This is a genomic window from Mesorhizobium sp. M0496, from assembly GCF_040321205.1.
GTDB lineage: Bacteria > Pseudomonadota > Alphaproteobacteria > Rhizobiales > Rhizobiaceae > Mesorhizobium.
Genome location: NZ_JAMYRC010000020.1, coordinates 65846 through 77544, shown reverse-complemented (window position 1 = coordinate 77544; position 11699 = coordinate 65846). Strand labels below are relative to the sequence as shown.

The window sequence follows — 11699 nt, the reverse complement described above, 5'->3', positions numbered from 1 at the left end:
GTGGCACTCGCCAGGGGCCGGCGCACCGATCGCCGCATCGACTACTGGCCGGGCTTCGTCGACGCGCTGTCGACGCTGCTGCTGGCCATCATGTTCTTGCTCACGGTCTTCGTGCTGGCGCAGTTCCTGCTCGGCCGCGAACTCTCAGGCAAGGATACTGCACTCACGCGCCTCAACTCGCAGATCAACGAATTGACCCAGCTTCTGGCGCTGGAGCGCTCATCAACGCAGGACAAGGATGATTCGCTCGCCAATCTGCAGGCGTCGCTGTCGGCGGCTGAAGCGGAAAAGAGCCGGCTCGAACAATTGCTGGCGCAAGGTGCGGGCGCCGGCGACGCCGCCAAGCAGCGCGCCGCGGCGCTGGGCGGCGAACTCGACAGCCAGCGCCAGATCAGCCAGCAGGCACTGAGCCAGGTCGAGATCCTCAACCAGCAGATCGCGGCTTTGCGCAAGCAGATCGGCGCGCTCGAGGATGCGCTCAACGTCTCCGAAACCCGTGACCGCGATTCCAACACCAAGATCGCCGATCTCGGCCGCCGCCTGAATGTCGCACTGGCGCAGCGTGTGCAGGAATTGAACCGCTACCGTTCCGATTTCTTCGGCCGCTTGCGTGAAATCCTCGCCGACCGCGAGAACATCCGCATCGTCGGCGACCGCTTCGTTTTCCAGTCGGAAGTGCTGTTCCCGACCGGCTCCGAGGTAATCAACGATGCCGGCAAGGTCGAGATGAAGAAGCTCGCCGACGCCATCATCGAGCTGCAGAAGGAGATCCCGCCCGAGATCAACTGGGTGCTGCGCGTCGACGGCCATACCGACAACAAGCCGCTCTCCGGCACCGGCCGCTACCGCGACAACTGGGAGCTGTCGACGGCGCGTTCGACCTCGGTGGTGAAATTCCTGATCGAAAACGGCGTGCCCGCCAACCGGCTGGTCGCCGCCGGTTTCGGCGAGTTCCAGCCGCTCGATCCCGCCGACACCGAAGAGGCGCGCAACAAGAACCGCCGCATTGAACTGAAGCTCACCGAACGTTGATCCGTGATCACGCGAACTCACGCGAATTTGTTCGCCGGCTCAACTCTAGGGCGCAGGCCGAGGCCGGCAAGGCCTGAAAAGATTATCTTTTTTAATTACACATTGTCGCAGGGCGGTCCTAGCTTCCCGCCTGGGCCGAGAACCGCCGGCGATGAATCCTCCTCATCGCGACGCGACGGAACCGGACGGCCCACGGCCGGAAGGCAGGCGGAACCACCGCTGCCTTTCTCTACAAGAGGAGACGCGTGATGCGCTCTTTCACTCCCAAGACCTCGCTCAGAACTGCGACACTCACGGCGTTCCTCATCGCCGTTCCGCTTGCCGGCGCCTATGCCGCGGGCCATCACAAGGGCGCCCTCGACGCGACCGACCCGACCGATTTCACCGGCCCGCGCGCCGAGGGTCTCATCCAACAGATTCAAGGCGTCCATCAGGGCATAGTGGACGCCAGACAGGCCAACAACATTACACCGGCCGTAGCGGAGCGTCTGGAAATGCGCACCGCCCGCATCAGCCAGGCGGCCGAGAAGGATACCGGCCACGCAATACCATGCCCTGCTGCGCCGCCTCGACAATGTCGACCAGCAGCTGAGGCTCGATACCGGCAGCGGTTTCCTGATGGGCGATGGTGCCGACGGCGGCAATTACCCGAACGGCTGAGACCGCGGCGCCTGAAACGGTCCAAGAGGAAGGGACCACCCTGACGCCTTAGGGAGCCAATCCCGCGGGCGTCCTTTTTACCAGCCGAGCCAGACCGCGATCAGCGCGGCAATCGCCGGCACGGTCTGGATGAACAGGATCTTGCGGCCGACCGTTGCCGCGCCATAGAGGCCGGCAACGGCCACGCACAACAGGAAGAAAACCTTGACCTGGAAACCGGCCGCGCCGAGGTAAAGCCCCCAGATCAGGCCGGCGGCGAGGAAACCGTTATAGAGCCCCTGATTGGCGGCGAGCACCTTCGAGGCACTGGCGAATTCGGGCGTCAGATCGAAAGCCTTGCGTCCGCGCGGCGTGTCCCACAGCACCATCTCGAGATAGACGATGTAGGCATGGATCAAGGCCACCAGCCCGACCAGGATGTTGCCGATCATGTTGTTCCCCCTCAATTGTCGCCGGCAGCATTTCACGCATGACCGCACCTGCGCAAGCTGCGTCCCCGCGCGGTGCCTGAGGGTTGCAAACGCCTTTGCGTTGGTATCTTTTCGCGCCGTCCTCAATCACGGAAGCCGCCATGTCCTTTCAGAACTCGATGACCTTGGCCACAAGCTCGAAGCGCTCGAGCACGCGTTGGCCATCCTCGGCGCCGACGAAGCCACCCACATGGCCGTCGGCGGTGGTGAGAAGCGCGCCGAGGCGATGTCGGCACTGGCCGGCATGTATCACACCAGGGCAACGGCGCCGGAGATAGCGGACTGGATTGCCGCCGCCGAAGGCGAGGCGCTTGGTGAAGAGCAACGGGCCGCTGTTGCGGAACTGCGGCGACAATACACCAATCTGACCTGCCTGCCGGTCGAATTCGTCGAACGCCAGACGACCGCGCGCATGCGTTGCGAGCAGCTGTGGCGCGACCTGCGCGCCAAGAACGACTGGACGGCCTTCCAGCCGGCGCTGGAGGGCGTGGTGGCGCTGGTGCGCGAAGAGGCGGCGCTGCGTGCCGACGTGCTCGGTCTCGCCCCCTATGACGCACTGATGGAACAGTACGACCCCGGCAACCGCACCGCCGACATCACGCCTGTCTTCACCGACCTGAAGGCTTTCCTGAAAGATTTTGTGCCGGAGGCGCTGGCGATCCAGGAAGCGCGGCTGCGCAAGCGCCCGTTGAAGCCGCTTTCGGGCACCTACGCGATCGACCGGCAGCGCGAGCTTGGCCTTGCCATGATGGCGGCGGTCGGCTTCGACCTGACACATGGGTCGCTGTCGGTGTCGCACCATCCTTTCTGCGGCGGCGTGCCGAGCGACGTGCGCATCACCACCCGCTACAAGACATCTGATTTCCTGTCGGCGCTGATGGGCGTGCTGCACGAGACCGGCCATGCGCTCTACGAACAGAACCTGCCGAAGCCATGGTCGCACTGGCCGCTCGGCAAGGCGCGTGGCATGGCCGTGCACGAAAGCCAGAGCCTGTTTGTCGAAAAGCAGCTCGGACGCAACCCGGCCTTCTGGCGCTGGGCGCTGCCGGTGATCGAAAAGCATCTCGGCGAAGCCTGGTCGCTCGACGACATCCTGCCGCACGTGCATCGCGTCGAGCGCGGCCTGATCCGTGTCGATGCCGACGAGGTGACCTATCCCCTGCATGTCATCCTGCGCTACGAACTGGAACAGGAGCTCGTCTCGGGCCGGCTGGAGGTGGCCGACCTGCCCGAAGCCTGGGACGCCAAGATGCGCGACTATCTTGGTCTTTCCACCATCGACAACCCCGCCGACGGGCCGATGCAGGACGTGCATTGGCCGGGGGCCGCCTTCGGCTATTTCCCCTCCTACACGCTGGGCGCGATGATGGCGGCGCAGCAATGGGCGGCGCTGACGCGGGAACATCCTTCAGCCGACGAGGATCTTGCCAAAGGCAATTTCGCGGCGATCAACGACTGGCGCCGCCAAAAGATCTGGTCGCAGGGATCACGCTGGTCGACGCCGGATCTGCTCGAACGTGCCACCGGCGAAAAGCTCAATGCGGCGTATTTCGTGAACCATCTGAAGCAGCGATACGGAGCCGCTTAGCGTGGTCGGTACGTCAGGAGCACAGATGGTTCTGGCTACTCCGCCGCGCCTCTGAAGGCACTGGCGCCGGTTTCGAATTGCAGCTTGGCCAGGCGCGCATAAATGCCACCCTTGGCGACCAGGCTCTGATGCGTGCCTTCCTCGACGATCGAGCCGCCATCCATGACCAGGATCCTGTCGGCTTTCAGCACCGTTGCCAGACGGTGCGCGATGACGATGGTGGTTCGGCCCTGCATCAGGCGCTCCAGCGCCATCTGCACCAGCGTCTCGCTTTCGGCGTCGAGCGCCGAGGTAGCCTCATCGAGCAGCAGGATCGGCGCGTCGCGCAGAATGGCGCGGGCGATCGCCACACGCTGGCGTTGGCCGCCGGACAGCGTCACACCGCGCTCGCCGACCTGGCTGTCATAGCCCTTTTCCAGCCTCAGGATGAATTCATTGGCCAGCGCATCCTTCGCCGCCGTCTCGATCTCAGCCCTGCTGGCGCCCGGCCGGCCAAAGCCGATATTATCGCGCGCGGTGGCCGCAAAGATGGTGACGTCCTGCGGCACGATGGCGATGCGCTCGCGCACCGAAACGGGATCGGCCTCGCGCACGTCGACGCCGTCGATCAGGATCTTGCCGGTTTCGGGATCGTAGAAGCGCAGGATCAGCGAAAAGACCGTGCTCTTGCCGGCCCCTGACGGCCCGACGATCGCCACGGTCTCGCCGGGCATGACCTGAAAGCTCAAGCCGTGCACGGCGGCCCGGTCGGGCCTTGCCGGATAGGAGAAGGAGACGTTGTCGAAGACGATCGCGCCCTTGGCGACCGCCGGCAGTGGCTTCGGGTCGGCAGGCGCCTGGATCGCTGGGTTCTCGGCCAGGATCTCGGTCAGCCGTTCGGCGGCACCCGCCGCTTGCGCAAGCTCGCCCCACACTTCCGATAGGGCGCCCAGCGCGCCGGCGGCGAACACCGAATAAAGCAGGAACTGACCGAGCGTGCCCGGCGATATCGAGCCTTCGAGCACGCCGCGCGAGCCGAACCACAACACCGCCACGACGGACGAAAAGATGGTGAAAATGGCGAAGAAGGTGAGGAAGGAGCGCGCGAAGATCGAGGAGCGCGCCGCCTCGAAAGCGGCTTCCACCGCGGCCGAGAAATGGCCGGTGACCAGCTTCTCGTTGGTGAAGGCCTGCAAGGTGCGCACCGCGCCGATCTGCTCGCTGGCATAGGCGGTCGCGTCGGCAAGCGTATCCTGCGCCTGCCGAGACTTGGCGCGCACCGAACGGCCGAAGGCGACCAGCGGTAGCACGATCACGGGAATAGCGGCAATGACGAGGCCAGACAGTTTCGGGCTGGTGATGACCATCATCCCCACCGCGCCGAGACCGAGGATGACATTGCGCAGCGCCACCGAGGCCGTCGCCCCGACCGCGGACTTGACCTGCGTCGTGTCGGCGGCGAGCCGCGACACGATCTCGCCCGACTGGGCAGTGTCGAAGAAGGAAGGCGACAGTGTCGTCACATGGGCAAAGACATCGCGGCGGATGTCGGCGACGACGCGCTCGCCGAGCGTGATGACGAAATAGTAGCGGCCGGCCGAGGCCGCCGCCAGCAGGGCGGCCATCGCCACCAGTGCGGCGAAATATTCAGCGATGAAGGTGGTGCTGGACGACGAAAACCCATGATCGATCATGCGTCGCACCGCCAGCGGCAGCGCCAGCGTGGTTGCCGCGGCAATGACCAGTGAGATGATGGCGCCGACAACCAGCGTGCGGTAGCGCGTTATATACGGAAACAGGCGCCTGAGCGGCTTGAGCGAGCGCCGGCGCTCGTCTGCGCTGCTGATTTGCGCCATCCCGATGTTTCCTCTAGCCGCCCTTGGGGTCTGCGCCTCAATATGCGCTTGCCGCGGCCTTGTGATTCAATTCCGGCTGATGTATAGGCTCGCCGACCGTTTTAGAAGCCGTGGCTCTTCAATAGCTGCGGCTTCGAGTTTTAAAAAGGGGCGCATCGACGCAGGCTTATGCCCGTCAGCAGCGCCGGCAAGCCAGGAACCGAACCATGAAGACCGACATCCATCCCGATTACCACACCATCAAGGTCGTCATGACCGACGGCACCGAATACGCGACCCGTTCGACGTGGGGCAAGGAAGGCGATACGATGAACCTCGATATCGACCCGACCACCCACCCGGCCTGGACTGGCGGCCAGCAGACCCTGCTCGACCGCGGCGGTCGCCTGTCGAAGTTCAAGAAGCGTTTCGAAGGTTTCGGCCTCTAAGGGCATGTCGCCCAAAAGTGCGAAGCGGTTTTTGGGATAACGACTTGCACCGAGTAAGAACTTAAGCCGTATCGGCCTTTCGCAGATCAGAAAACCCGCCCTCGAGGCGGGTTTTTTTGTTGACCTCGACTAGCCGTAGTGGGACGCATTCGGTCCTGGAGAGCGATATGTCTATGCTCAACGATCAGCGATGGTCAGGGCTCAAAGGTGGATACAAGGTCGTCTATGATCCCCGACCAGCGTTGCGAGCGCTGGCCCTTCGCTATGACGACAAGGCGGTCTGGGACGAACTCTGGAATGAATTGCATCATCAGGGAGATGTCGGAGCCGCGTCTTACGCGGCGGTGGTTGAAATCGTTCGCATCTCCGAAGGCCACGCTCCGGCTTACTGGGGGGCCTATGGTCTGGCCGCAACCATCGAAGAAGCGCGCCTGCTCGACGACCGGAATCCGCCGATCCCTGCTTGGATCGAACCGCATTACAAGGCAGCGTGGCGAACATTTGTGCATTTGGCATTGCGGGATCTGGCAACTGCCACCGATGATGAGACGGTGAATTGCGCATTGGCTGTCGTCGCGCTTTATCGGGGCCGGTTCAACCTCGGTCGCATGGCGATGTGCGCAGAGGATGAGCGCGCGGAAATGCTTAGGGACTATTTCGGCCGCTAACGCGAGGCTCTACTCGGCCACCAGTTCCCTGAGCGCCATGCGCTTGTAGGCAGCGACCAGCCTGTCGCCCTCCTGCCGCTCGACGGAGATCGCCAGCCGCATGGCGGCCTCGCCCATCTGCCAGACCAGGAACGCCGTTGTATCGAGTTCCACCGGATCGGCGTTGGGGCGCAAGCGCCTGAGCACCGCGGTCAGAAACTCCGCATTGGCCCGGCTGTCGGCGAGCTCGAGCTGGCGCAGCGCCTTGTCGGCCTGTGTGCCCGACCAGATGTCGCGCATCACCGGCTCCGCCAGGAACAGCCGGTAGTAGATATCGACCAGTTCCGAAAACGCTTGGCCCAGCCCTTCGGCGTCGTCGACGCCGGCGAGTGCGGCTGAGATGCAGGCCTGGCTCTCGGCGGTGTAGCGCTCGGCCAGCGCCCAGATGATCGCCCGCTTGTCCGGGAAGAACTGGTAGAGCGAGCCGATCGACACCCCTGCCCGTTCCGCCACCTCACCCATGCGCATGGCGTCGCTGCCCTGCTCTGCAATCAGCGCCGAAGCGGCGGCCAGCATGCGCCCGACCCGCTCGCGGCTGCGCCGCTGGCTCGGCGCCCGGCGCGGCGAAGCGACCTGCTCCTGAGGGGAAACCCGCGCGGCCGTGTCTACCATGGCTAACTCCAGTGTCGGAAAAATCGCTTGACTTGGAAAATACGAGGGTTTATCACGTTTTGCAAATGTGAGGATTAGTCACATTTTAATGCAGAAGGCATCTGGAGCAACTGAGATGATCGCGAAACTTCTCCCCACCCTCATCTTCATCGCCGCAATCGGCTCAGGCGTCGTCGGCGGCGTGTTCTTTGCGTTTTCCAGCTTCGTCATGCCCGGCCTCGCCCGCATGCCCGCCGCTGGCGGCATCGCCGCAATGAATTCGATCAACGTGACGGCCGTGACGCCGCTGTTCATGACCGCCCTGTTCGGCACGGCGCTTATCTGCGTCCTTGTCGCCATCGGCGCGGTGATGGGCTCGAGCCAGCCGGGTTCGCTCTGGCTGGTTGCCGGCAGCCTGGTCTATCTCATCGGCATCGTGGTGGTGACGATGATCTTCAACGTCCCGCTCAATGATGCACTTGCCGCCGCCGATCCGGCAAGCGCCAGTGGCGCAAGCCTATGGTCGCGATACCTCAATGAATGGGTGATGTGGAACCATGTCCGCACCATCAGCGGCGTAGCCGCGCTGGCATCCTTCTGGTTCGCCGCGCGTTGACGGCAATGGGCGGAGCCACCGGTGACCGACCGCGTGGTCTCCGCACTAGAAATTCACGGCGATCGTTTGGGAGATGCGTTTTGAAGGATCAGTACTCAAACATGGCCTTCGGCATGGCCATCGGAGTTGGTGTCGGCTCGGCGATCGGCGCCGCTCTGGATGATCTGCCAATCGGCATCGCTATGGGCGTCGCCATAGGCGCGGCTTTCGGAGCGTTGCGACGTAAGTGACGGTGCTGCCGGCGCTCTTCAGGCCTTTGTTTTTCGATCCGAATGGCCGAGATCGCGATCCGGATCGATGACGTCGCGCACAAGCTGCTTGAGTTTGGCCGCGTCTGGAAAGCCGCCATCGCGCTTGCGGTCCCAAACCAGAGCGTCGTTGCAGGAAATGGTGAAGATGCCGCCGGTCCCAGGCACCAGCGTCACTTCGCCGAGATCCGCGCCGAAGGTCGACAGCAGCTCCTGCGCCATCCAACCAGCACGCAGCAGCCACTGGCACTGCGTGCAATAGGTGATGCGGATGGCGGGAAGCGCTTTTTCGCTCATGTCAGACTAAGCTCCGCTTATGTCTCAGGCTGAGCTCCGCTCATGCCGGGCTGAGTTCCGCTCATGCGGCGCTGAGCTTGGCCATGGTCTCGTCATCGACTTCGAAGTTGGCGTAGACGCTCTGCACGTCGTCGTCATCCTCGAGCGTGGCGACCAGCTTCATCAGCGACTGTGCCCGCTCCTCGTCGACCGGAACATTGTTCTGCGGCCGCCAGATCGGCTTCACCGATTCAGCCTCGCCGAGCGCGCCTTCCAGCGCCTTCGACACTTCGCCGAGATTTTCGAAGGCGCAATAGATCGTGTGGCCCTCTTCATCCGATTCCACATCGTCGGCACCGGCTTCGATCGCCGCATCCATGATCTTGTCAGGGCTGCCGGCCGATGCCGGATAGTAGATCTCGCCGGCACGGTCCCACATGAACGACACCGAGCCGGTTTCGCCCATCGCGCCGCCGGCCTTGGTGAAGGCGGCGCGCACGTTCGATGCCGAACGGTTGCGGTTGTCGGTCAGGGCCTCGACGATGACGGCGACGCCACCTGGGCCATAGCCCTCATAGCGCACGGCTTCGTAGTTCTCGGCGTCGCCCATCGAAGCCTTGTTGACGGCGCGCTGGATGTTGTCCTTCGGCATCGACACCGCCTTGGCGTTCTGGATCGCCAGGCGCAGGCGCGGGTTCATCGACGGATCGGGCGTCCCGCTCTTGGCGGCGACGGTGATTTCGCGCGCCAGCTTGGAAAACATTTTCGACCGCACCGCATCCTGGCGGCCCTTGCGGTGCATGATGTTCTTGAACTGTGAATGGCCAGCCATGGCACCCCTGTCGTCTTCTCGGCTAGAGCATCCGAAGCGGGTGATCTCACCTCGTCTTCCGCAATGCTCGAATTCAAAATTTCAGAGCGTCCCAGGTGCAACTCGTGGAAGCACGGCGTTCTCTGTCGGAATGGCCGGCTTATAGATAAATCGGCTCAATTCGTCCAGCCACAGGGCGTATGGGACACACGACATAGTCTGCTGCGGTTGCTCACGCCTCCAGATCCGACTTCAGCCGGTCGATGATGCTGAGTGCATGGCCGGCATACTGGCTGATCCAGCGGTCGTGGATCTGCTTGATCGGCAGCGCGTTGAGATGGTTCCAGCGCTCGCGTCCCTCGCGCCGCGCGATGATCAGGTCGGCCTCCTCCAGCACCTTGAGATGCAGCATCACCGTGCAGCGGTCGATATCGGGAAACGCATCGCACAGCATGCCGGTCGTCTTCGGCGTGTCCTTCAGCTGGTCCAGCATTTCGCGCCGGCGCGGATGCGCCAGCGCCTTGAAAACATTGTCATCTTGCGATCGGCTTGACATGTTATGTTTATATAACATATTATTGAACCGATCAAGGGAAGGAGTTGTGGATATGTCACTTGGATTCAGTGTCTCAGGACGCATTGGCAAACCGGTCGCCGAAGTCTTCGACGCGGTCGTCAATCCAAAAAAGCTCAGCGGCTATTTCACCACCATCGGCGGCGCCAGCGCCCCGCTGGAAGCCGGTGCCGGCGTCGTCTGGTGGGGCAAGGTGCCGGTCGAGGTCGATGAAGTGGTCAAGGACAGCCGCATCGTGCTGCGCTGGGATGCCACCGATGCCGACGGCAAGCCCGCCTACAAGACCCGCATCGAGATGAATTTCGAACCGCTCGACGATGGCGGCACCTTCGTCACCATCGCCGAGAGCGGCTGGCAGGAAGGTGCTGTCGGCTTGAAGAAGTCCTACCTCAACTGCGAAGGCTGGTCGCAGATGCTGGCCTGCATGAAAGCCTATGTCGAATACGGCATCAATCTGCGCGACGGCTACTACCGCAGCGAGATGAAGGGCGAACCCGCCAACGAGACCAATATTTGAGCGACCCCAAATTTGAGCGTCCAAGAGGAAGATGGAGGCCTTGCGATGACGAAAGTTACGCCATTCCTGATGTTCGAAGGCAAGGCCGAAGAGGCAATGGCCCTCTATAGCGAGACCATTCCGGACAGCAGCATCCTTGATATCACACGCTATGGCCCAGGCGAAGACGGCCCGGATGGAACGGTCAAGCTGGCGCGCATGTCGATCGCCGGCCTGGAAGTGATGGTCTTCAACAGCCCCGTGCACCACGCCTTCACGTTCACGCCGTCGGTCTCGCTGTATGTGGACTGTTCCTCCGAGGACGAGCTGAACCGCATTGTCGAGACACTGGCAAAGGACGGCGGGTTTCTAATGCCGCCCGACAATTACGGCTTCAGCCGCCGCTTCGCTTGGCTCAACGACAGGTTCGGGGTCTCCTGGCAGATCAATCTTGCATAACCAGTCTGGGCAAAGGCGAGCAACAACAACTGAACGACAACGGAGCCAGCAATGACCGCGAAGATCACCGGCGGCATCAACATCGCCATGAAGGTGCCGCCGCACCAATATCAGGCGACGGTCGCCTTCTACCGCGACGTCGTCGGCCTGAAGCCGTTCACCGACAAGGCGCCGGCAATCGGCTTCGAGCTCGGCCCCAACCGTCTGTGGATCGACGAGGCGCCGATGATGAGCCAGGCCGAGGTTTGGCTGGAGCTGTTCACCGATGATTTTCCCGCCGCGGCGGATCATTTCGCCAAGGCCGGCGTTGTGCGTTGCGACGCCATCGAACCCCTGGGCGAGGGCTTCCGCGGCGGCTGGATAACCAACCCTGCCAGCATCGTTCACATGCTGCGCGAACCCGACGCCTGGTGAGCGCCAAGCCTCGAAAGGAGCATCCGATGGAGATCAGCGAAACACCAACCGCCGAAGCCGGCATGCTGATCCGGCGACCTGTCGCCGAAGTGTTCGAAGCCATCGTCGATCCGGCCATCACCACGAAATTCTGGTTCACCCACGGCAGCGACCGGCTGGACAGCGGCAAGGTGGTTCGCTGGGAGTGGCGCATGTACGACGTCTCAACGACAGTCAATGTCAGCGAGATCGTCGCGAACGAGAAGATCGTCATGCAATGGAGCGATCCGCCGACCACGGTGGTCTGGACCTTCACCGAAATGCCAGGCGATGCGACCTTTCTCGAGGTTCGCAATTTCGGCTTCGCCGGCAATGGCGACGAGCAGGTGAAGGAAGCCGTCGGCTCAACCGGCGGCTTCACGCTCGTGCTGGCCGGCGCCAAGGCGTGGCTGGAGCAAGGCCTGACGCTGGGTCTGATCGGCGACCGTCATCCGAAAGGGGTGCCGACGAATTAG

At 63.0% G+C, this 11699-nt stretch carries 15 protein-coding genes and 2 pseudogenes; 11 read left to right on the top strand and 6 right to left on the bottom strand.

Features of this window, described 5'->3' with window-relative positions; all coding sequences use genetic code 11:
* Together NKI73_RS18195 and NKI73_RS18190 are read left to right on the top strand one after the other, a co-directional pair.
* Positions 1-1032, top strand: coding sequence for a peptidoglycan -binding protein (locus NKI73_RS18195; RefSeq protein WP_352632008.1), 1032 nt, complete (start codon positions 1-3; stop codon positions 1030-1032).
* 248 nt (positions 1033-1280) lie between these two features.
* A pseudogene (locus NKI73_RS18190) lies at positions 1281-1692 on the top strand (hypothetical protein).
* Between the two features lie 77 nt (positions 1693-1769).
* On the opposite strand, the gene NKI73_RS18185 reads toward NKI73_RS18190, so the two are convergent.
* Positions 1770-2123: a DUF1304 domain-containing protein gene (locus tag NKI73_RS18185; protein ID WP_352632007.1), complete on the bottom strand. Its 354-nt coding sequence runs from the start codon at positions 2121-2123 to the stop codon at positions 1770-1772.
* 140 nt (positions 2124-2263) lie between these two features.
* Here NKI73_RS18185 and NKI73_RS18180 point away from each other — a divergent pair.
* A pseudogene (locus tag NKI73_RS18180) lies at positions 2264-3750 on the top strand (carboxypeptidase M32).
* 35 nt (positions 3751-3785) lie between these two features.
* Here the strand turns inward: NKI73_RS18180 and NKI73_RS18175 are convergent.
* Positions 3786-5585, bottom strand: a complete 1800-nt coding sequence (locus NKI73_RS18175; RefSeq protein ID WP_352632003.1) for an ABC transporter transmembrane domain-containing protein — start codon at positions 5583-5585, stop codon at positions 3786-3788.
* 206 nt (positions 5586-5791) lie between these two features.
* Between NKI73_RS18175 and rpmE the strand changes: the two genes are divergently transcribed.
* Both rpmE and NKI73_RS18165 read left to right on the top strand, forming a co-directional pair.
* The gene (gene rpmE, locus NKI73_RS18170) at positions 5792-6013 is read left to right on the top strand and encodes a 50S ribosomal protein L31 (RefSeq protein WP_352632001.1); all 222 of its coding nucleotides are present in this window, start codon (positions 5792-5794) and stop codon (positions 6011-6013) included.
* Between the two features lie 167 nt (positions 6014-6180).
* Positions 6181-6681, top strand: coding sequence for a hypothetical protein (locus NKI73_RS18165; protein WP_352631999.1), 501 nt, complete (start codon positions 6181-6183; stop codon positions 6679-6681).
* A gap of 9 nt (positions 6682-6690) precedes the next feature.
* Here NKI73_RS18165 and NKI73_RS18160 read toward each other — a convergent pair whose 3' ends face one another.
* A complete protein-coding gene (locus tag NKI73_RS18160; RefSeq protein WP_352631997.1) occupies positions 6691-7332 on the bottom strand; it encodes a TetR/AcrR family transcriptional regulator in 642 nt (213 codons plus the stop codon).
* Positions 7333-7447: 115 nt separating this feature from the next.
* On the opposite strand from NKI73_RS18160, the gene NKI73_RS18155 reads away from it, so the two are divergent.
* Positions 7448-7927: an anthrone oxygenase family protein gene (locus tag NKI73_RS18155; RefSeq protein WP_352631995.1), complete on the top strand. Its 480-nt coding sequence runs from the start codon at positions 7448-7450 to the stop codon at positions 7925-7927.
* An 80-nt stretch (positions 7928-8007) separates the two neighbouring features.
* A complete protein-coding gene (locus NKI73_RS18150; RefSeq protein ID WP_352632071.1) occupies positions 8008-8157 on the top strand; it encodes a glycine zipper domain-containing protein in 150 nt (49 codons plus the stop codon).
* An 18-nt stretch (positions 8158-8175) separates the two neighbouring features.
* On the opposite strand, the gene NKI73_RS18145 is transcribed toward NKI73_RS18150, so the two are convergent.
* From NKI73_RS18145 to NKI73_RS18135, 3 genes are all read right to left on the bottom strand, one after another.
* A complete protein-coding gene (locus NKI73_RS18145; protein WP_352631993.1) occupies positions 8176-8472 on the bottom strand; it encodes an Rdx family protein in 297 nt (98 codons plus the stop codon).
* Between the two features lie 61 nt (positions 8473-8533).
* Positions 8534-9283, bottom strand: coding sequence for a YebC/PmpR family DNA-binding transcriptional regulator (locus tag NKI73_RS18140; RefSeq protein ID WP_352631991.1), 750 nt, complete (start codon positions 9281-9283; stop codon positions 8534-8536).
* A gap of 211 nt (positions 9284-9494) precedes the next feature.
* The gene (locus NKI73_RS18135) at positions 9495-9818 is read right to left on the bottom strand and encodes an ArsR/SmtB family transcription factor (RefSeq protein ID WP_352631989.1); all 324 of its coding nucleotides are present in this window, start codon (positions 9816-9818) and stop codon (positions 9495-9497) included.
* 52 nt (positions 9819-9870) lie between these two features.
* Here NKI73_RS18135 and NKI73_RS18130 point away from each other — a divergent pair, with 52 nt between their 5' ends.
* From NKI73_RS18130 to NKI73_RS18115, 4 genes are read left to right on the top strand one after another with little or no spacing between them, the layout of a single operon-like run.
* The gene (locus tag NKI73_RS18130; RefSeq protein WP_352631987.1) at positions 9871-10353 is read left to right on the top strand and encodes an SRPBCC domain-containing protein; all 483 of its coding nucleotides are present in this window, start codon (positions 9871-9873) and stop codon (positions 10351-10353) included.
* Between the two features lie 45 nt (positions 10354-10398).
* Positions 10399-10791, top strand: coding sequence for a VOC family protein (locus NKI73_RS18125; RefSeq protein WP_352631985.1), 393 nt, complete (start codon positions 10399-10401; stop codon positions 10789-10791).
* 51 nt (positions 10792-10842) lie between these two features.
* On the top strand, positions 10843-11205 hold the full coding sequence (locus NKI73_RS18120; protein WP_352631983.1) for a VOC family protein: 363 nt from the start codon (positions 10843-10845) through the stop codon (positions 11203-11205).
* Between the two features lie 26 nt (positions 11206-11231).
* Positions 11232-11699 carry an SRPBCC family protein gene (locus NKI73_RS18115; protein ID WP_352631982.1) on the top strand — a complete coding sequence of 156 codons (468 nt, stop codon included), beginning with the start codon at positions 11232-11234 and terminating at the stop codon, positions 11697-11699.